This is a genomic window from Tamlana sp. I1, from assembly GCF_015355625.1.
Taxonomy (GTDB): Bacteria; Bacteroidota; Bacteroidia; order Flavobacteriales; family Flavobacteriaceae; genus Pseudotamlana.
In genome coordinates, this window is sequence record NZ_JACLAF010000003.1 from 193,246 (window position 1) to 215,014 (window position 21,769).

The following is a 21,769-nucleotide window of genomic DNA, read 5'->3' on the forward strand; positions in this document are numbered from 1 at the left end:
TTCAAGGCAGTTGTATACTAAGGAGGTTGAATAAAACATCAGCCTCCTTAGAATAACTAGGCTTTCTAATTATTGCTTAATTAGTTTTGAAGTTTTTACAACGCCGTTTTCTGTTGTTATTTTTAAAATATATAAGCCGTTGTTATGGCTACTTAAATCAATAGTATTTGAATTTGTGCTTATTAGTATTCTTCCGTTGATATCATAAACTTCCACAGAATTAATGGCAATATTAGAATTGATGTTTATAATTCCTGAAGTTGGATTTGGAGCTACCGAAAATTCTATATTCTCAATAGCATTGTCTAGACTTAATGCGCTATCCAAGGCACCATATATTTCAAACTCAAATATGCTGAAGGCGTAAGGTGTTCCTCTTAATTTCCCGTTCATTCTCACGTATTTCGCACTTGTAGGCGTAAATGAAATATCATCAATACCACCGTCACCAGCAGTTTCATCATAAACAGAAGTCCAATTGGTTGCATCATCAGATACTTCAATACTATACTCTTTTCCGTAAGCCCCTTCCCAGCTTATGTTAACACCCTCTACATCGTAGGTGCCATCAAGGTCGACATAAATCCATTCTGTATCTGTAGCATCAGATTCCCAACGCGAATTGGCATCTCCATCAAAAGCAAGATTAGCAGTTCCTGTAGAAGCCATAGCTGTTTTACCTAAGGCGATATTTTCTTTGTCTACAGTAAAATTAAGGGTATACGTTTTTGTTGTGCTGCCGTCTTGAGCAGTAACCAGAACCGTTGTAGTACCTGGTAATGCCGAAGCATTTGTAGTAGTAGCATTGGCAGATGCTTGTTTAGGTGTTCCAACTACCGTAGGTACGGTTGTAGTACCAATTGGCAATTCAATATTGTAAGTTACTTTGCTGGAAGTAAAATCATCAATAGTAGTTCCGTTTACTGTTAAATCACTTAGGTTAGCATCAATAGATGTGTCTATATATTCATAAACTTCAAACTCCCAAAAACTATGTCCGTATGGAATAGCTCTCGCAGTTCCATAATATCTTACATAGCGTCCAGTTCCATCAACGCTTATGTCGTCTGTCCCTCCATTTCCAGCAGTTTCTGTGTATAAATCTGTCCATGTTGCGTTGTCTGAAGAAATTTGAATTTTAAATTCGCTACCATAAGACCCTTCCCAATAAATAATGACTTGCCCGATGTGGTAAGAAGCTCCAAGATCTACAGACCACCATTGCATATCGGTATGTTGCGATTCCCAACGTGTTGCCATATTACCATCAACAGCATCGCTACTGGTGTCGGTTGCAGGGCCTGGTTGCGCTGGGTCGGTAACTACAAAGCTTGATGCTGTTGTTTTGCCAGCTGCTAAATTCTGAGCATTTCCAAGTGTTATTGCAAAAATTGCAATTAGTAATGTAATTTTACGTATCATAATTTTCTAGTTTTAAGATGTATTACAATAGATGGTAAAGCTTTGTAATACAATTAGTTAATTTAGTTGTATTAAAGATTAATAATTAGGATTTTGTCCCCATCTTTCAACGGCATTGGCCAATTCTAATTCAACCAATGGAATGGGGAATATCTCATTTTTGTTTGTTGTGAATCCTGGTATACTTTGTGCCGCTTTGTCTGTTCTTACGAGATCGAAAAAACGATGTCCCTCGCCCATAAGTTCAACGCGTCTTTCATGATAAATAGCATCTGTTAATGCAGTCCCAGAGAGGGTTACATCGTGACTAGCATCGCTAACACCAAAAGCACGTCGACGCACTTGATTTAAGTAATCTTGAGCTTGAGAGTCATCAGCAGAAATTTTTCTATTGTTTGCTTCGGCAGCCATTAATAAAACATCAGCATAACGGATGGCTCTATAGTTGTTCGGATTGTTTAAGGTGAAATTTCCGTGAGTTTTATAGTCTTTTTTTCTAGGAAGATATTTTCTATTATAGTACCCGGTTTCGCCTCGGCTTAGTGTGTACGTTACTCCATTGTTTTTAGAAGCCCAGTCTACAATATCTAAAATTGCAACTTCCTTTCTTAAGTCTCCCATTTCAAATTCATCTACCGCTTCTTGGGTAGGCGTATTGTAACCATAGCCTGCAAAGAAAAATGGAGCTGCAGATGGGTAATCTCTAATGCCGCTGTATCCTACAGCAACATTACCATTGCCACATTGTAAGCAGCCCCACTCAACCCCAGGTTCATTCGTATACTGCACTTCAAAAAGGGACTCTATATTGTTTTCATTTTCGTTTTCAAAAATTTGATTATAGTCATTAACAAGACTATAAACGTTGCTATCTATAACATCTTTAAGCACGTCGGCTGCTAATTGAAATTTACTATCATCGTATTTACCATGGAATAGGTAAACTTTACCTAATAAGGCTTGAGCAGCACCTTTTCCTATTTGATATTCATAATTTTGAGTTAGATTTAATTTGCTAATGGCATCTTTTAAATCTTCTTCAATTAAAGCATATCCTGTGGGAATGTCTTTAATTCTATTCATTGTGTATTGGTCTCCGGGTTTAATTCTTGAATTTAAAATACGAAGTGTTCCGGAGCTGTTATTGGTAAGTAACGGGACGTTTCCGAACCATTTTACGAGTTCAAAAGCAAAATAGGCTCTTAAAAAATAGGCTTGCCCAATAATATTGTCTTTCCCTTTAAAGTCTATATTATCTTGGAATTCAAGAATATAATTAGCCCTGTTTAATCCCACGTAATTCCATTGCCAAATATTTCTTAGTAATGTATTATTGTCATTAGGAATCATATTGTCTATGGTATGGGTGTCGGGTCCGTCGATTTTAGAGGGATCTCCACCTGCCAAGGTATTGTCTGAGGCTATTTCTCCGAGCAGTACATTCCAAAAGGTAGGTTGTAAAGCATCATATGCGCCTATTAACGTTTTATTGTAATCGTCTGGAGTATTGAAAAAAGCATCGGTATTTTCAAACTTCGGATCCACATTTACAAAATCATCACTACAAGCTATGGTAGACAATGAAACTGCTACTAAAATGATTGCTATTTTTAATTGATATGTTTTCATAATTGTGATTAAAATTTTAGGTTAACTCCAAAAAGGTATGTTTTTGCTACAGGGTAAAACCCTTTGTCTACTCCTGCCCCAATAGGGCTTCCAGAACTTGCGGAAGGATCGTAACCAGAGTAGTTGGTAAAGGTGTGTAAATTGTTAGCAGAGAGGTATAACCTTAATTTTTTAACACCAAATCTTGAAAGTGAATCTTCTTTAAAGGTGTACCCTAATTGAATATTCTGAATTCTAACGTATGAGGCGTCTTCAACATAGTAATCTGAAAAATTACTAGTGCTTGGGGTTTGTATTAAACTTAATTTCGGGTTTGGACTGTTAGTATTTGTAGAGCTCCAACTATCTAAAACATAGCTCCCTCTATTTGCTAAAGGTTCGTCTCTGTGCTCGTAATCTCTAACCATTTCGTTTCCAACAGAGCCAAAAAGAGAACTGTTAAAATCAAGTCTTTTATAAGTGAATCCAAAATTAAAACCAAAAGTTAAGTCGGGAATAGGATCTCCAATATAAGTTCGGTCATGTTCGTCAATTATCCCGTCCGGAGTTCCGTCTGGGCCGCTTAAATCTTTAAATTTTAAATCTCCAGCACTTGTATACGCATTTGTTACGGCGCTATTGGCCACTTCGCTATCTGATTGAAAAATGCCGTCAGTTTCATACCCATAAAAGTACCCTATGGGATAACCTGCCTCCATTCGTGAAGTAAGTTGCCCAGTAATTCCAAAACCACCACCTTGTTCAAAACCATTTTCACTGGCAACAAACAACACGTTATTATTAATAGTAGAAAGGTTAAAGCTCGTGTTGAATTGAAAATTATCAGACACTACTTCGTTGTAATTTATTTGAAATTCAAAACCTTTGTTTTCTACCGTTCCAGCATTTACAGTAGGCCTAAAAGCACTACCTCCATAGTTGCCTGGAGAATTGGCGCCAACTAAACCTGAGATTTCAGGAGATAGCAATAAATTTTCGGTAGTCTTTATGTAGGCATCCATGGAAATGCTTAGTTTGTTGTTAAAAAACTGCGCATCTAATCCTATATTTGAGGTTTTTTGTTCTTCCCACTTAAACTCAGGATTCCCTAAAGTTCCTTCTGCAAACCCATAAATTCTTTCATCATCGGGGTTCGGGTTGTTTGCGGCATCTGCGGAAGCATAAGTAGCACCTCCGTTTAAAAGAGAAACCCATTTGTTATCTGGAATTCTATCGTTTCCAATGGTACCATAACTAGCCCTTAGTTTTAAGCCATAAATTACAGAGCTGTTTTTCAGGAAGTTTTCTTCTGAAATATTCCATCCTGCAGAGAAAGACGGGAAGTAACCAACTTTGTTTTTAGGACCGAATTTACTAGAAGCATCTCTACGAATTACAGCAGATAATAAATATTTTTCTTTGTAATTGTATTGCATTCTAGCAAAGTAAGAAAGTAGGCGAGCATCAAAAGTATTTTCTTCTCTTGCCAATTGTTCCTCGGTATAAAAATTTTGTGTTTCCTTAGCATTGGTTAAAACTGCATTTTTAAAAGAATTAATAGGCGTGCCATTATAGGTTACATCTATCCCATTAATACCATTAAAAGTACCCGTTGTTTTATAGATTGAATTTCCTAAAAGCACGGTTAAAGCGTGATTTTTTAAAAATGTTTTAGAGTAGTTTATGTAGGTGTCCATGGTAAAATCAAAGTAGTTGTCTTTTCTTTCAGCCATACTACTTACATCTGTATTCGGGTTTTTAGAATTCCCATAATCAAACATCGGGTTTACAGTTAGCCCATTGATTGTAGAATAGTTTGATAAATATTTTGCAGATACGATTAAGCCATCAATAATGGTGTAATCTAAACCTATTGTAGAGCTAATTTTATTAGTTTGGCCATTATCAAAACTATTTTGCATTTGAGCTATAGGATTCACAATTTCATTCCCTAACCCATCAGCTTGCGTAAATCCGCCTTCTATGTTTTTGTCGTGTACAAGTTGTGTTGGTGCTATATTTATTGCGTTGTAAAGTACAGAGCCTACGCCTCCTTCTTGTAAATAGTTTTTGTTGGCATGTGTAAGCAATGTTGTTACCGAAAACTTTAGCTTCTTTGTGATGTCGTAATTTAAGTTTGCACTTGCCGTTATTCTGTCGTAGTCTGATTTGTTTAAACCTACTATTCCATCTTGATTTAAATAAGAAAGACCAATAGAATATGTTGCTTTTTTTGTCCCTCCGTTTGCATTAAAATTAATGTTCATAATTGGAGCAAGATCAAAAGCTTCGTCTTGCCAATCCGTTCCTGTTTGTGGGACAGATGTAAACCTTGGATCGTATCCTACAGAAAATAAAGGGTGTGATGTAGAATTATAATAAGCTTCATTTATAATATTAGCGTAATCTTTATAGCCTAGTAAATCTAATTTCCTGCCTGTTTGTTGAACACCGTAATACGTGTCTATATTGTATTTTGTTTTTGTGTTTTTTATACCAGATTTAGTTACAATTAAAATAACACCATTGGCAGCTCTTACACCATAAATTCCTGCGGTAGCATCTTTTAATATATTGATGCTTTTAATGTCGTTCGGGTTAATTACAGATAAATCTTCAATTGGATTGCCGTCTACTAAAATTAAAGGGTTATTGTTTCCGTTGGTAGAAACGCCTCTAATATTGATATTCAATGCGCTTCCTGGAGATCCAGAAGAAGAGGTAATGTTTACTCCAGGCACCTGTCCTTGTAATGCTTGCTCAATTCGTGTTGGGTTTAACTTTTCAATATCTTTTGTATTTACTACAGATACCGCTCCAGTTACTTCTTTTTTCTTTTGTGTACCATAACCCACTACAACAACTTCTCCTAAGGAGGCCATTTCTTCTGCAAGGATAATGTTAATGGTTTTTTGGTTTGTAACGGTCACAGTTTGTGTAGCAAAACCAACATAACTATAGGTTATTTTCTCACCTGGAGACACATAAATTTGGTAGCCGCCATCAAAATCTGATATCGTTCCTCTGTTGCTACCTTGTATAATTATGTTTGCTCCTGCTATCGGGAGTTTTTCTTCTGAAGAAATTACAGTTCCTGTTACTAAAGTTTGTTGCGCATACATTATAGTGACGCAAAACAATAGTAAAAATAAGATGACTTTACTTTTCATTGGGGAGTTTAGTTAGATGATTAATTGTTACTTATAAACTCCTTTTTGGTTAAGAAAGGGTTAGCTGGTATGCTGAATAAATAACAACACCCAATATTATCTTGAAAAAACAGTTTTCCAAAATATTGGGTGTTGACTAAATTACAGCAAGCTAAATTTAGGTGTAGGTGTAGCTACTACATCAATAAATAACAATCTGTAAATTAGATTATTAAGAGCGCAAAGTAATATTACAAATCGCGAATAAATTGATTTAAATCGGCGCCTTGTTCGAGGTTTAATTTCTTTTTAAGACGGTATCTATTGGTGTCTAAGCTCCTCGAAGAGATGTTCATTAGGTTACAAATCTCGTTTTTATCAAGGTTTATTCTAATAAAAGAAAGTACTCTTATATCATTTGAAGTAAGTGTTGGGTATTTTTCTGTAAGACGACTTATAAAATCTTGATGGATTTCAGAAAATAGTTTATGAAACAGAAAGTCCTTTTTTTCATTATTAACCTCGTTGGTAATCATGTTTACCCAACGCTTGGCTTCGCTGTTGCGCATTTTCTCTAAACCATTCTTTATTTTGTTAAGAAATTCGTTTTTATGACTAATAATTTCTGTGTATTGTAATAATTGATCGTTTTTCAATTGAAGCGTTTTATGGGTATCACGATCTATAAATACATTTTTTTGTCTGTTTAATTTCTTACGGTTTATGCGTGTCATAATTATAATAACACCAAAAACCCATACCAATGTAACTAAAACGATAGGCAGGATAACCCAAGCGGTTTGATACCATAGTTTTTTTATAGAAAATGTTAACGATGTTTCTTGAGAAAGACCGCCATTTACTCTACTTTGAAGGTAGAGCGTATAATTTCCACCCTTTATTTGTGGTAGTAAAAGTTCTTTTTTTACTTGATCCCATTCAGTCCAGTTTTTCTGCTTAGGAGCGAGTTTATACCTATACTCTACAACATCATAATTCGATTTATTGATGCCAAATTTGAATTTCAAATCCTTGTTTCCAGAATCTAGGTGAATGCCGTCTTTTGGATAGGGCAAGTGAAATGTTTTATTTTTTTCGTTTAAAACGGTAAAAGACGAAATAACTGGTTTACTAAATTTTTTCAGATTCGATTGGTAGTTTATATCAAATGTAGTTACACCTCTATCGGTGGCAAGCCTTAGTAAATCGTTGTGAAAATCTATAAATTCAAATTCAGAGATTGTATTTTCCCCTAAAGAAGTTAGTAATGTGTTGTAAGAGTGAATCTGACCATCAGGAAGTAATACACTAAGTTTTATTTCTCTATTTTGCACATAAGCCAAGTAGCCTTTTTTATTAAAAGCCATAGCTTGTATTGGACCTTTAACAGTTTTTACTAAAGCATGTTCTGAAGGATGAAATGCACCTTCTTTATATTGAAAAAGCGCTTTATTATCACTAAAATAAAAACCATTTTCAGTTTTAATAACCTTAGAAAAATTTAAAAACTCCTTTTTTTCTACTGTAAAATTAGGACTGAGGGATAATTGGCAAATCCCCTTATCTGTAAATTCTCCCCAAATGCATCTGTTTGTTTTGTCGTAATTTAATTTTCTGTTTCCCCAGAGGTTTAGGTTTTTTATGTAATTAAATTGTTCTCCAACCTTTTCCATTAATACCGAACCATGATAGGTAGCGAATATAAAATAATTTGTTCCTTCAAAATGAGCCAAATCGTAAATGCCGGTGTAGTTTATTGATGACGGTAATGCTTTGTTATTTTTTACTTTTGAAAGCCCATTGTTATTGCAGATGTAAAGCTCGTTTTCAACCACTTTTAAAGACCAGATTTGCCCTCCAGAATTTTCCATCAATTGAAACCCCTTCTCATTAAAATTTGAATACAAACCTTTATTAGTTGCAATAAACGTTTTGTTATTAAAGTTTTTAATATCATAAGTTGCAGCACCCTTAAAAATCTGGTTGATAGGCCCTTGAAGCTCGACCTTTGCAGCACCATAATCAAGTCCAAGCCAAACATTGCCCAATTCATCGCTTGCCATCGATAAAACCGTATTATCTAAGAGGCCATTTTTAGAATTTACAGCATTAAAAACAGTTCCATTTTCATTAATTCTTACAAATCCTTCCGAAATGGTTGCCAAGCAAAAAGAGTCGCTATCAAAGGACATCCCTGAAAACAAAGCTTTACCCTTAAGAATGTCGGGCAATATTATCGTTGTTAACTTTTCTCCATTAAAACTATAAACAGCTCCTTTAAGGGTTACGATATAAAGTTTATTATTATGAACAAATAGTTTTCGTACTTCTACATTCTTTAGTTCATTAAGTGTTGTTGCGTTTTGAAGCACACCATTTTCTAAGAAGCCAATTTGACCGTCTTTATGCGCACTCCAAATTTTACCATTCCATTTTACAATGGAATAAATTCCAGGAGTAAATTTGTTTATTGTAGTAGTTTGATCTGTTTTATTGTAATAAATAACTTGTGTTTCTGCTAAAAAAACAATGTAGTTTTCATAAGCAATAATATCCCATACCTGTTCGTATTCTAAAAAACCTAAACTATGAAAAATTAAATCTCCCGTGTTTTTAGTAAAATAGCCATACTCATTCCCTCCGCACCAAATCTTATCATTATCTGCAAGAACAGCCCTAATAATACCTTTTTCAGACATGGTTTTTAGGTGCCATTCTCCATAAATATTATATAATAATCCGTCGGTATTCGCGAAATATACAACCCCATCTTGGTCTATATCAATATCCCAGTTCTGGCGTCCAGCATGATAGGATTTTTTATCGTAGCAAGTAAGTTTTGGTAAATTATTGTTGGCTAATAGATTTTTTGAAAATAAAGATACCGCAACAATAAATACTATAATAAGGTAATTAGTGTATTTCATGTTTAAAGTAGTAGTTTAGTAGTTGGTTAGTAGTTGTAGCTTGTTTTTAATAATCAGTACAGATTATAAAGGATTAAAATTATCAAATTAAGCTTAACAGCAGTGGTTATGCTCATGTTTTTTAAGTTTGTAAAGTTTTTGATGTGTTTTTCTTTTTATTAGAACTTCCCCTCTTACTGTTTAAGCCGTTAAAGGCATCCCTATAATAGTTTTTTTATTGGCATACAAAAGTTTAACGTAAAATTATTCCTGTATGTTAAATTATTCAGCTTACATGTTAAAGTGAATTTTCTTTCAGTTCTCTTGTGATATATTCGACTTTCATTAATCAAAAATCGAATAATTATGAGAAATTTTATGTTAGTCGGTACAGTTATTTCATCAGTTTCTGTATTGGCTTGCTCGTCTGATGAAGGCGAAACAAAAAGAGGTGATTGCTCCTCTTGTGAACCTTACGAAGCTCAAGGCCAAATATTTCCAGCAGTCGAGGTTTGTAAAAGTAGCACTGGCAGTTCTATTGTAGGCGGAGTAGATTTACTTGTTAATTATGATGCTTATGTGGATTCTTTAGAAAAAGTAACAACCTGTAACTAGGGTTTAACTTTTTGTTGAAGAAAAACATTTAAATTAAAAAACCATTTATCAAGTTAGTTTAGACTAAAATGATAAATGGTTTTTATTGAATTCCTGCGAAAGCAGAAATTTAGTCGTTCAATTTAAGAACAGCCATAAACGCTTGCTGCGGAATTTCAACATTACCAACTTGACGCATACGTTTTTTACCTTTTTTCTGCTTTTCAAGGAGTTTACGCTTACGAGAAATATCGCCTCCGTAACATTTAGCCGTAACATCTTTACGCAGGGCTTTTATCGTTTCACGAGAAATAATTTTAGCACCAATAGCGGCTTGAATTGGAATATCAAATTGCTGACGCGGAATTAACTCTCTTAACTTTTCACACATTTTTCGTCCGATATTCTGTGCATTATCGGCGTGAATTAATGCTGAAAGCGCATCAACAGGTTGGGCGTTTAATAAGATGTCTAAACGCACTAATTTTGAAACTTTCATACCTATTGGCGAATAATCAAAAGACGCGTAGCCTTTTGATACTGTTTTCAATCTATCATAAAAATCGAATACAATTTCAGCAAGTGGCATTTCAAAAATTAATTCAACACGCTCTGGTGTTAAATAGGTCTGATTTATAATGTTACCACGTTTTTCAATACAAAGAGACATCACGTTACCTACAAAATCGGCTTTGGTAATTATAGTCGCTTTAATATAAGGTTCTTCTACACGGTTAACGGTTGAAGGATCTGGTAAATCAGAAGGGTTATTTACTACAAAAGCTTCATCAGGATTTTTGTTTGTAAACGCGTGATAAGATACGTTGGGAACCGTTGTGATTACCGTCATATCAAACTCACGTTCTAAACGTTCTTGAATAATTTCCATGTGTAGCATTCCTAAGAAACCACAACGGAAACCAAAACCTAAAGCCGCCGAACTTTCTGGAGCAAATACTAAAGACGCATCGTTTAACTGCAATTTTTCCATAGAGTTACGAAGCTCTTCGTAATCTTCGGTATCAACAGGGTAAATTCCAGCGAAAACCATTGGTTTAACATCTTCGAAACCTTCAACAATATTAGTAGTTGGTTTTGCAAAATCGGTAATGGTATCACCAACTTTTACTTCTTTAGCCGTTTTAATACCTGTAATTAAATAACCAACATCGCCCGCTTTTACGCTTTGTTTGGCAACTTGAGTCAGTTTTAAAGTACCAACCTCATCAGCAAAATATTCTTTGTTGGTAGCAACGAATTTAATTTTTTGGCCTTTTTTAATTTCACCGTTAAAAACTCTAAAATAGGTTTCAATACCTCTAAACGTATTGTAAACCGAATCGAAAATTAGGGCTTGCAAAGGTGCATTAGGGTCACCTTTTGGTGCCGGAATACGTTCTATAATAGCCGCTAAAATATTATCAACTCCAAAACCTGTTTTTCCACTCGCGTGTATCACTTCTTCAGGGTCGCAACCTAATAAATCTACGATATCATCGGTTACTTCTTCAGGGTTTGCACTTGGTAAATCAACTTTATTAAGTACTGGAATAATTTCCAAGTCATTTTCTAAAGCTAAATACAAGTTAGAAATTGTTTGTGCTTGTATGCTTTGAGCGGCATCTACAATAAGTAAAGCGCCTTCACAGGCAGCAATAGATCGAGAAACTTCGTAAGAGAAATCGACGTGACCCGGAGTATCAATTAGGTTTAAAACGTATTTTTCACCTTGATATTCATAATCCATTTGGATGGCATGCGACTTAATGGTAATACCACGCTCGCGTTCCAAATCCATATTGTCTAGCAATTGATCTTGTTTCTCTCGGTCTGTTACCGAGCCTGTATGATCTAATAATCGATCGGCTAAGGTACTCTTACCGTGATCTATATGTGCAATAATGCAAAAATTTCTAATGTGCTTCATAAAAGAATCTAATACTTAGATTTAATTTGCAAATATAGACGTTTTATCGGTTTATATCTATTGTTTTTAACAGCTTAGTATGGAAGTCTATTTAAGCCTTTTTCAGAAAAAATAGAATCCATCTGAAAAAGGCTTAAGTAATTAATTTACTATTATTTTTTTAATCAAGTTTCGCCCTTCAACATTAAGCGATAAAATATTGAAACCTTGGCTTAGATTTTCAATAATATATTCGTTTTGCGTATTCAAAACTGGATTTTTAATCTCTTTAATTAAAGCACCTCTAACATCTAAAATTTTAACTGAATTTAGCTGTTTGGTCGTTTTGATATGAATTCTGCCATTGTTGGTAGGATTCGGATACACTTTAACCGATTGCGCTATAGCATCTTCAACCCCAAGAGCTCCTGTGGTAGTACCCCAAACCAATTTTGCATCGGAGTTTTGTGTCCCATTTGCAATAATTTGAAAGTAATGTTTTGTGCCAGATGCTAATCCGCTTGCGGCATAAGTTCTATCTGAAGCACCAAGGGTTGCTAATGGTGTAAACGTTGTACCGTCAGTTGAACTATTTATTTGAAATCCTGTTGGGCTTGCACCAGAAGCAATATCCCAACTTAAATTTAAAGAGGTATCGGTGGCATTATCGGCCATGGCATTAATGACAGAAGATTCCTTTCCTCCTGAAATAATGACTTTGTAATCTTCGGTTTCGCCAAAGTTAGCATCGGCACAAGCATCAGTTATAGTATTAAAATACAATCTAAATCTTATTCTTGTTTCGCCATTAGTAGCATCAGAAGGAATTGTTATCTGAATGGATGCAGCACTCTGGTTAGCAACGGTATAATTAAAATCGCCGTCTTGATTGCTGTCTAAAAAGACAGCGAAATTACCTTGTGGGCCATAATTAATATTTTCTCTATCTATAGTATAAGTGGTTCCAGCAGTTAAATTCATGGTTTTACTGTTAAAATAGTCCGAATATCCTGTAGAAGTCGTCCCGCAAGTACCATTACTATCGTTTTCAAAAGCGATAGAAACAATGCTTAATTTAGTGATGCCGTAGTTGTTTTCACACCCATTTGTGCTTATTGGTGGGCAGTAGTTGGTGGTAGTGTTTGGTGTATTAATAGCGACTACATTACTATATGCTGTACCTGTTTCTTTTTTCACACGATATTCTACCTGCGAATTGGGTGGAGCTGTTTTATCGTTGTAGTTTTTTGTTGTACCGTCTGCTGTACTACCAATTTTCGTAAAATTAACACCATCTATACTACGTTCAATATCGTATTTATTTGTGTCTACAGGATCTGTCCATGTTAATTCAACCTCGTTTGTTGTGCTATTAAATGTACCTGCTAATACAGGAGGTTGCTCTGTAACCAGTTTTACTACGTAATCTTCTGTTTCACTAAAATTAAAAAACTCTGTTGGATTTTCAGAGGCGTTTTGGGCTGTAGTTCGAACTCTTAATCTTGTAAAGCCTTCGGTGGCTGTAGCGCTAATATTAATTTTAGTATTTACGGTAAACTCTAAATTATTATCTGGATGTTGGTATTTAAGCTCGCCAGGATCATCAAAATCACCATCCCCATTTTCATCTAAATATATCAAGAAAAAGGCAAAACCACCTTGACCTCCAGAACCTGTTAGTATTTTTAAGATAACATCGTTAGAGCCGCCAATAAATAGCTCGGGGGTATTTGGATAGGTAATAATTGAAAACGAATTGTTTTTATTCGATGTATTATTTATGGGGGTGTTAGCAACCACAAATTCACCAATGCCTCCTAAAAACGCTTCGTCTCTATGTACAACGTAGGGTACAAAAACATGATTTTCGGTAGGTGAATAATCTAGAACTGCCGAATAGGTTTTACTATTTAAATGTCGTGCCCTTAGTTTATAATTGGTTCCTTTTTTTATTTCCGATAAAATTAAAGTGTTTTCGGTATCTAAAACGCCATTCATAACATGCCATGAAGTGCCATCAGGCGAATACTCAACCAGTGTACCGCGTTGCGAAGCTGCGTTTGTCCAAGACAACTCATCGTAACCTGGATTATGAGTTATCATCAAACCTGTTGGGGCGGTTGTAATTTCACCATCTCCCACATAAGCTGTGTGGTATTGATTAAAGCCAGCTTTCATCCGGTCATATTGTTGGGGTGTGAATATCATCCCACAACTTCCTCCGAAATAGGACATGATATTATCTATTGGCGGACTATAAACATCGCCGTTGGAATCTGTTGCACCGTTAGCATTCATGCAATTTGTTATGGTTACACCATTGGTTCCTGGATCGGCAGCGGTATCACAAATTTTATCCCCCGCAGTAGCACAGTTGCTACCGTTAACAAGTTCTACCCCATCTGCGATTTCAAAGGTGTGTGCCAGAGTTAAGAAATGACCAAACTCATGAGGAACCGTTGCTTCCGTTGTGTCTTTAAGTTCCACACCAGAAACACCTCCGTAACCCGTAGCGGTAGCAGCAGCACCTGGGCCAGACCAACCATCGTTTATCCAGACGTTTACCATATTTGGTGTTTTGTTTGCTAACAAAGCGTTGTGCTCGGTACTACCTCTTTCGGGGCGCACCCAGCTACTGTTATCTAAATAAGCAAATCTGTCAATATAAAACTGAATGCCTAGTTGCGAGAGTATGCGATTGGTTTCAATTAAAGAATACCTAAAGGCTATAAGATCTTTGTTTTCAGAAAAGCTTCCATCTGTATTTCTAACTAAATATACAGCTAGTGGAATTCGCTGAATATTGCTAGGGCTCGGGTCTGCAAACACTGTTTTCGCATTAAAATTAACTTTATATGTTTTTTTAAATAATGCAATTTGTTGCTGTGTGTATTCTGGTGTTACACCACATTGATTTTGTGAAAAACCAAAAAAAGATGCCAACATAAAAATTGAAAGGAGTAGTAGTTTTTTCATAATGAGTGGATTAATGTACCCTAAGATAATAATAATCGAAAAAATTCAATAGTTTAAAAATTAATTATTACAATTTCGTACGGCTTAAACTGCTCATATTTAACTTAAAAGCTGTAATTTTGCGCCCAATTATTTTTTTTGTGGTTAAAATAGACAACATAGAACTTCCAGATTTTCCATTGCTTTTAGCGCCAATGGAAGATGTTAGCGATCCGCCTTTTCGTGCCTTGTGTAAAGAACAGGGTGCCGATGTGGTATATACCGAATTTGTTTCAAGCGAAGGCTTAATTCGTAACGCAGCAAAAAGCGTTATGAAATTGGATATTTACGAGAAAGAACGCCCTGTAGGCATTCAAATTTTCGGAGCTAATTTAGATAGCATGCTACAAACCATAGATATTGTAGCCGAGTCTAAACCCGATATTATCGATATTAATTTTGGTTGCCCCGTAAAAAAAGTGGTGAGTAAAGGTGCCGGAGCTGGTATTTTAAAAGATGTCTGCTTAATGGAGCAACTCACTGCCGAAATGGTAAAACGTACCAACATCCCAATTACCGTAAAAACGCGTTTGGGCTGGGATCATGATTCTATCCGCATTGTCGAAGTTGCCGAGCGCTTGCAAGATGTAGGCTGTAAAGCCATTGCTATTCATGGCCGCACACGCGCCCAGATGTATAAAGGCGAAGCCGATTGGAAACCCATTATGGAAGTGAAAAATAATCCGCGTATGCACATTCCTGTTTTCGGAAATGGCGATGTCGATTCTCCAGAAAAAGCCATGCTTATGCGTGATGCATTTGGTTTAGACGGCTGTATGATTGGTCGTGCTAGCATTGGTAACCCATGGTTTTTCAAGCAGGTGAAGCACTTTTTTGAAACCGGTGAACATTTAGCGCCCATTTCATTAGAAGAACGTGTGGAAGCCGCCCGCAGACATTTACAGATGTCTATCGACTGGAAAGGGGAAATCCTTGGCGTTTTCGAAACCCGCAGACATTACACCAACTACTTTAAAGGCATTCCGCATTTTAAAGAACACCGTATGAAAATGGTAACATCAGACCATTCTGAAGATGTTTTTGCGGCTTTCGATGAGGTTTTAGAAAAGTTTGCAGGCTACCAATTCACCGAATAGATTTTAAACTTTTTTGGCAAATGGCAAGCCACCGCGCTATCCGTTACTAGTTTTGGCTCGATGCACGCCTCGCCAAAAGCTATCCACTACTATCGCTTTTGCACCTGTTTACTAAGGTCTGTGTATATCATCAAAATTTAGGGAGTGTTTAAAAGCGACCTGTGTTTTATACGTTTTTTATATAGTCCATTTTTAAAGCATATTTGGTTAAACCAGCTAGATTTCTAACATTAAGTTTCGAGATGAGGTTCTTTCTATAACTTTCAATAGTATGCTTACTTAAAAAGAGTTTATCTGCTATTTCCTGACTCGTGTATTCTTCCGCGATAAGCGTAATAACATCTATTTCTCTTTTGGTTAGTGTAATGTCTTCCTGCTTTTTCTTGGCAAATTTGTTTTCTAAATAAATGGATTGTATGTCTTTAGAAAAGTATTTGTCGCCATTTAATATGGTTTTTATGGCTTCTAAAAACACTTCTTTTTCGGCGTTTTTTGGTACGTAACCATCTACATCATCCTCGATAAGCCTATCAATCATATCGGCATCGTTATGCATGGTTACCACAAGAGTTTTAATCTTGTTATTTTTTTGTTTAATTATTTTATTAAGTTCAATACCGCTTATTTCTGGCATCGAAATATCGGTAATAATTAAATCGATGTGTTCGTTGGGGTTTACATCTAAGTATTTTATAATGTGCTTTCCATCTTTGGCAGTGAGCAGAATACGGTATTCTTTTTCTTCACTAAGAATGCTAAGCAGACCATCTAAAAACATTTTATGGTCGTCTGCAATCATTAAATTATACATCATTTAGGGCGGGGGTTAGGGTTGGAATTTCTATGTTTATTATGGTGCCTCGGTGCAAACGGGAATCAATACTCAAGGTACCTTGTATTTTTTTTAAGCGGCTTTTAATGTTTTTAAACCCAATACCATCTACGGTGTGTTTTGTTTTAAACCCTATGCCATTGTCTTCAAATAAAATATTAAAACAATGTTCTAATAAGTTTAGTTGCAGCTCGACTTCGGAAGCTTTAGAGTGTTTAATGGTATTGGTTACTAATTCTTGAATAATTTTAAAGGTTTCAATTTGTATGGTTTCATCTAGCGCATCTATTTCTGCTCTAGGATATACGGAAAAAGTGGCTGTTAAGTTACTGTTACCACTAATATTGTTAAAATAGTCTTCAAGCAGATTGCAAAATTTTTGCTCGGTAAACTTTTTAGGCATTAAATTATGCGATAAGTTTCTAACCTGCTCGTAGGTTTCATCCAACTGCGAATTAATGGTTTTTAATTGTGGCATATTGCTTTTTTCTGCCGTGGTGTTTAATTGCAGTTTTATGGCGGCTAGGTTTCCGCCAATACTGTCGTGTAGTTCTTGGGCAATGCGTTTACGCTCTTTGTCTTTCCCCTGGACAGTTGCTTTAATAAGTTTTAATTTTTGATCTTTTATTAACGACGATATTTTCTGTTCGCTAATTTCTTCGCGTTTTTTGTTCAGCTCGTTTTTGGTTTGCTGCTTTTGGTAGTAAGTAATTAGCAGGCCTATAAGAAGTAGCATGAGTATTATAGACGAATACAGAATGGTGTTTTTTATACTTTTCTGTCTTATGGTTTCTGCCTGCTGTAGCTCGCTGTCCTTTTTTAAGATGAGGTTTTCGTTTTGTATGCGCTCCTTAGTATTGGTGATTTCTAAAAGGTTATTTTCGTTTTCCTTTTCGTTAATCTTTTGTTCTAATAGCAGGTTTTTAATGGCTTCCTCCCTATTTTTTAACTCTAATTCTCTGTTGGCATTTTCGGCTTGTAAAAGTGTGATTTCCTTTTCTTTCTTCAAGGTTTGGTATTTAACCTCTAAAATATTGATGTCTTTATCCTTTTGTAGTTTATTAATAGAATCTTTAATGCTGTAAGCCATATTAGCAAAACTAAGGGCGGTTTTATAATCTTCTTTTTTTTCTGCCAGGTGTTTAAGTTGGTTATAAATATCCATTTCATCGGCTAGAAGACTTAATTTTTTAGCAATATGCAGCGCCGATGAGAGCATTAATTCGGCATCTTGATACTGACCTAATTTTGTGTAAACAGCGCCTAAATTATTTTTAGCGGTTAATGCAATGGGGTACAACTCATGCGCATCGGCAATACCAATAGCGGTGTGGTATTGGTTAATTGCTTCGGGGTATTTGTTTAGTTTATCGTAATTAATTCCTAGGTTAAGGGCAACAACAGCTTTGGCTTGTTGGGAATTGTTTTTCTGGGCTAATGCATTGGCTTTTTCTAAATAAGGTATTGCAGTTTTAAATTTGTTGAGTTGGGTATATATATCTGAAATATTAATATAACTCCCCATAATTATTTCGGGGTCTGCCTTATAGCCTAGGCATTCTTTAAAATGTATTAAGGCCTGTTCGTAATTTTCTAATGCGCTATAGGTTAAAGCCAAACCATGAATGTGCATGTAATACAAATAGGTTTCGTTAAACTTTTGGGTTTCTGTAATGCCTTTAATATGCCATTTTTTGCTTTCGTTAAGCAAGCCCTTGTTTTTGTAATTAATGGCTAGAATGTTATATGCAATGGCATTGCCACGAGCCTGTAGCGAGTCGTTACTTTGGGTATTGTATTTTAAAGATTGATTGACGTAATATATTGAAGAATCTATAGCCGTTTTGCTTTTATAGTAGTAAGCCAACAATAAATTGGTGGCCGTTTTAGCATATCTGGTTTTTACGGTTTTTAAAAGACTATGGGCGGTATTAACCACATTAGGGTTGCCCTTGTTAAAATCTTGAAATGCCTGTAAAACACGTTCCTTTTCTTGGCTTTCAAGATTTATATTTGAAGTTGTATGGGTATTATCGATAACCTGAGCCCAGTTTGTAAGCGATAGGCATAAAAATATAAATAGAATAAGGTGGTTAAGTGGTTGGGGCATTTTAAGTAGGTCGTTTCAATAGGTTTAAAATTATTAAAACAAGAAACATTGTGTGCTTGCTTTTTTGAGGCTTGTAAAAGCAAATACAATGCTAAATTCTTGTATGTAAACTTCTTTTTAATTGAAAATAATAAGTCAAAAATATAACTTTTTCAATTAATATAATTTTAGGATACTAGACTTATTATAAACTAACTAGGTAAACTGGCTTAGTCTGTCTCACAGGCTTTAGTTATGCTGTGTTTTTTATGGAATACATTTATACACAATAAATATGATGTGCTGTACATTTTAGTGTTAGGAATTTAACGTAAAATGTATACATTTACAAAATCTTACAAAGTATGTATTTGGGGATGTAGCTCAGTTGGCTAGAGTGCTTGACTGGCAGTCAAGAGGTCGTGGGTTCGAATCCCATCTTCTCCACTAGTGTTAATAAGGGTTCCAAGAGATTGGAGCCTTTTTTTTGGGCAAACATTCTCCCCTACAATCCCTTGTGGAGCGATTTATTAGAAGTGATTATAGGAGTTTAGCCTTGATTAGAATAGCTCTTGCAGGGTATTTTATTTGTAATAAAAATGATTTACATATCATGATGGGCTGCCGAAACAAGTTCGGCATGACGGAAACAAGAAATCTGTTTTTATGAGATTATGGTCTCCTTTTGCGGTTTACAATGTAGACAATAACTAAAACTAGAGCAAGAACGAGAAACAAACCGTTTCCGCTTAAAAATGACATAATATCCATAACGTTTATTGATTCTTTTTTTTGTTGAAATAATAAATTAAATAAGCAAGAAGCACAAGTAAAACAAAGGGCAACATGGAACCTATAAAAACGCCAATTTCGTAAGCACTACTTGGGGCGTTTTTAAGTTTTTCTTCAATGTTTACATCTTGAAATAGAGCAAAAGATAGATTCATACGGGGCTAAATTGCGAGCACAAAGTTACGAGTTTTGGGCTAGTGGCATAAACATTTGTCTAAATTTTATGATTAAAGGTACGCCTCTGGCAATAATCCAAAAAGTAATCGCTATAAACATGCCTTGCAATTTATAGTCGAAACCATCCAACCAAAATAATATGGGAACAAATATTAAAAAGGTTGAAAATAAAAGGACGTTTCTAAGGTATTTCATTTCGCCAAGCCCTTTAAAAATACCATCAAATATAAAAGCCAAAGTACAAAGGGGTTGCATTACTAAAACAATCCAAAATACATTATAAAAAGCCTCTAAAACTTCGGGTTCTTTTGTAAAAATCATTCCGATAGGGTAATAAAATAAAGCACCAACTAAACCGATAATAACACCCACAATAAGTCCGTATTTAATAAGCTTATTACTTAATGCTATAAGCGTGCTGTAGGCTTTGGCGCCAAAGAGTTTTCCCGATAATATATTGCCGGCACTTGCGTAACCATCAACAATAAAAGCACCTAAAAACCATAAATTTATAGCAATGGTATAGGCTGCAATATATTCGGCGCCGTAACTTGTGGCTTTGGCACTCGCAAAATACAGGGTTACATTTAAGGCGATGGTGCGTATAAAAAGATTGAGAATCATTCCTATAAAGCGTTTGATTTCCGGATGAAAAGGAAAAGAAGGCTTTAAGGGAATATTTGTTTTCTTCAGAATAAAATAGGTCGAAAACCCAGCCATTAAAATTTGAGCCATTACACTGGCGTAAGCAGCACCTTTTATATTCATGGGTTCTAGGTATCCTGAAATACCGTAGACTAAAACCACATCTAAAACAATGTTTGAAGCTGCTCCAATAATGGCAATAACCATAGGGTAATAGGTGTTTTGCAACCCTCTAAAAACACCAAAAATGGCAATGGTAAAAAGTGTAAAAGGAAAACCTAAAACGCGTATTTTGTAATAATCGACACTATAATCTAAAATAAGGTTTGTGGCATTATACAGTTGAAATATGTGTTTAGCAAACGGATAAGTACTTAAAATAATGATAATACTCAGTGAGGTGATTATAAAAATAGCCTGCGCCGGTAGGTTTTTAATTTTCTCTAAATTATTTGCCCCTACATATTGCGAAACAATGGAGGAAATGGCGCTTCGGGTTTGCCCCAGCACCCAAATAAGCATGGAAATAAAAGTGGTTACAATGCCCACTGCTGCCAAAGATTCGGTAGCGTTATTGGGTATATTTCCAACAATAGCAGCATCGGTAAGTGATAAAATAGGTTCCGATACACCCGAAATTAAAGCAGGAATAGCAAGTTTGTTTATATTTTTAAAACTAATATTTGTTTGCATTAATTGAGTTTATAGACCTAATGGACACAGATGAATTTAGTATTAAGTTTTTGTTGCAAATTATGTGCTATGCAAATGTATACAGTAAAGTTGAGACCTTTATTAGGGGTATGTATTTAATATGATTTTGAAATTAATTGGGAGATATTGAAATTGTGTAATGCTATAAGCTTGTTTAGTAGTAAAGTTCCTGTATTGGTTTTAAGTGGTTTAAAATAGAAATCCACTACAGGATAAAATAAAAAGCTGTTTAAAAGGGAGCGAACCTGAAACAAGTTCAGTTTGACTAAAGTCATCCTTTTAAACAGCTTTTTTATGCGTGGTTTAGAACTTAAAGTTCAAAAGACACCCCAATATTCATAACAAACTGGTTGTTAATTTCTTCAGCAGGGCTTAAATTTTTATTGTATTTGGCAATAGGAAACTGAGCTTCGGCAAAAACACCAAGTCCAGAGCCAAAGAAATAGCGTGTTCCTAATTGGCCTCCAAAGTTTTTTAAACTTAAGGTAAGTCCTGGATATAAATCGAAGTTCTCATCAACATTTATAACGTTACAAAGGTTAGCATTTAAACGTAATTTGGCATCAAAACGATCGTCGAAACCAGCGTCTAAATGATCGGCCACATCTAAAACATAGCCTGTGCTAAAACCAATAGAGGCACTTTCGCCTATACCATGATCGTAACTCACATTAATACCTGTGGCATGCGATTGAAAAGCTACACCCACTTGTAGTTTTTGGTCTCCTTTTCCTGTAAAAGCTTGTGCATTTGCAAACGATGCTGTAAGTATAGCGGCAATTACCAATAGTTTTTTCATTATATATTTTTAAGTTAAATTAAA

The 21,769-nt window shown here is 35.3% G+C and carries 13 protein-coding genes and 1 tRNA gene; 3 read left to right on the plus strand and 11 right to left on the minus strand.

The genetic code is table 11. The features are described 5' to 3' along the window. Positions 1-69 precede the first annotated feature (69 nt). The 4 genes from H6X70_RS03715 to H6X70_RS03730 form a co-directional block, all read right to left on the minus strand. Complete coding sequence (locus tag H6X70_RS03715) at positions 70-1,422, minus strand: discoidin domain-containing protein (RefSeq protein ID WP_194766335.1); 1,353 nt, start codon at positions 1,420-1,422, stop codon at positions 70-72. Between the two features lie 78 nt (positions 1,423-1,500). After that, the gene (locus tag H6X70_RS03720; RefSeq protein ID WP_194766336.1) at positions 1,501-3,051 is read right to left on the minus strand and encodes a RagB/SusD family nutrient uptake outer membrane protein; all 1,551 of its coding nucleotides are present in this window, start codon (positions 3,049-3,051) and stop codon (positions 1,501-1,503) included. Positions 3,052-3,059: 8 nt separating this feature from the next. Further along, positions 3,060-6,200, minus strand: coding sequence for a SusC/RagA family TonB-linked outer membrane protein (locus H6X70_RS03725; protein ID WP_194766337.1), 3,141 nt, complete (start codon positions 6,198-6,200; stop codon positions 3,060-3,062). A gap of 230 nt (positions 6,201-6,430) precedes the next feature. Then, positions 6,431-9,106 (minus strand): hypothetical protein, encoded by a 2,676-nt coding sequence (locus H6X70_RS03730; protein ID WP_194766338.1) that lies wholly within the window; start codon positions 9,104-9,106, stop codon positions 6,431-6,433. Between the two features lie 345 nt (positions 9,107-9,451). Between H6X70_RS03730 and H6X70_RS03735 the strand changes: the two genes are divergently transcribed. Beyond that, positions 9,452-9,700: a hypothetical protein gene (locus H6X70_RS03735; RefSeq protein WP_194766339.1), complete on the plus strand. Its 249-nt coding sequence runs from the start codon at positions 9,452-9,454 to the stop codon at positions 9,698-9,700. Positions 9,701-9,809: 109 nt separating this feature from the next. On the opposite strand, the gene lepA is transcribed toward H6X70_RS03735, so the two are convergent. Both lepA and H6X70_RS03745 read right to left on the minus strand, forming a co-directional pair. Beyond that, on the minus strand, positions 9,810-11,606 hold the full coding sequence (gene lepA, locus H6X70_RS03740) for a translation elongation factor 4 (protein WP_194766340.1): 1,797 nt from the start codon (positions 11,604-11,606) through the stop codon (positions 9,810-9,812). A gap of 141 nt (positions 11,607-11,747) precedes the next feature. After that, positions 11,748-14,561, minus strand: coding sequence for a GEVED domain-containing protein (locus tag H6X70_RS03745; RefSeq protein ID WP_194766341.1), 2,814 nt, complete (start codon positions 14,559-14,561; stop codon positions 11,748-11,750). 140 nt (positions 14,562-14,701) lie between these two features. On the opposite strand from H6X70_RS03745, the gene dusB reads away from it, so the two are divergent. Further along, positions 14,702-15,697, plus strand: coding sequence for a tRNA dihydrouridine synthase DusB (gene dusB / locus H6X70_RS03750; RefSeq protein WP_194766419.1), 996 nt, complete (start codon positions 14,702-14,704; stop codon positions 15,695-15,697). A 166-nt stretch (positions 15,698-15,863) separates the two neighbouring features. On the opposite strand, the gene H6X70_RS03755 is transcribed toward dusB, so the two are convergent. Both H6X70_RS03755 and H6X70_RS03760 read right to left on the minus strand, forming a co-directional pair. Then, positions 15,864-16,511, minus strand: coding sequence for a response regulator (locus tag H6X70_RS03755; RefSeq protein ID WP_194766342.1), 648 nt, complete (start codon positions 16,509-16,511; stop codon positions 15,864-15,866). Beyond that, positions 16,501-18,639, minus strand: a complete 2,139-nt coding sequence (locus tag H6X70_RS03760) for a tetratricopeptide repeat-containing sensor histidine kinase (RefSeq protein ID WP_194766343.1) — start codon at positions 18,637-18,639, stop codon at positions 16,501-16,503. The genes H6X70_RS03755 and H6X70_RS03760 overlap by 11 nt, the downstream gene beginning before the upstream one ends. 352 nt (positions 18,640-18,991) lie before the next feature. Between H6X70_RS03760 and H6X70_RS03765 the strand changes: the two genes are divergently transcribed. Continuing rightward, positions 18,992-19,065, plus strand: a tRNA-Ala gene (locus H6X70_RS03765). Positions 19,066-19,394: 329 nt separating this feature from the next. Here the strand turns inward: H6X70_RS03765 and H6X70_RS03770 are convergent. The 3 genes from H6X70_RS03770 to H6X70_RS03780 form a co-directional block, all read right to left on the minus strand. Beyond that, complete coding sequence (locus tag H6X70_RS03770) at positions 19,395-19,565, minus strand: hypothetical protein (RefSeq protein ID WP_194766344.1); 171 nt, start codon at positions 19,563-19,565, stop codon at positions 19,395-19,397. 25 nt (positions 19,566-19,590) lie between these two features. Next, positions 19,591-20,925: an MATE family efflux transporter gene (locus H6X70_RS03775; RefSeq protein WP_194766345.1), complete on the minus strand. Its 1,335-nt coding sequence runs from the start codon at positions 20,923-20,925 to the stop codon at positions 19,591-19,593. Positions 20,926-21,256: 331 nt separating this feature from the next. Beyond that, the gene (locus tag H6X70_RS03780) at positions 21,257-21,745 is read right to left on the minus strand and encodes a DUF6646 family protein (RefSeq protein WP_194766346.1); all 489 of its coding nucleotides are present in this window, start codon (positions 21,743-21,745) and stop codon (positions 21,257-21,259) included. Positions 21,746-21,769: the final 24 nt, after the last annotated feature.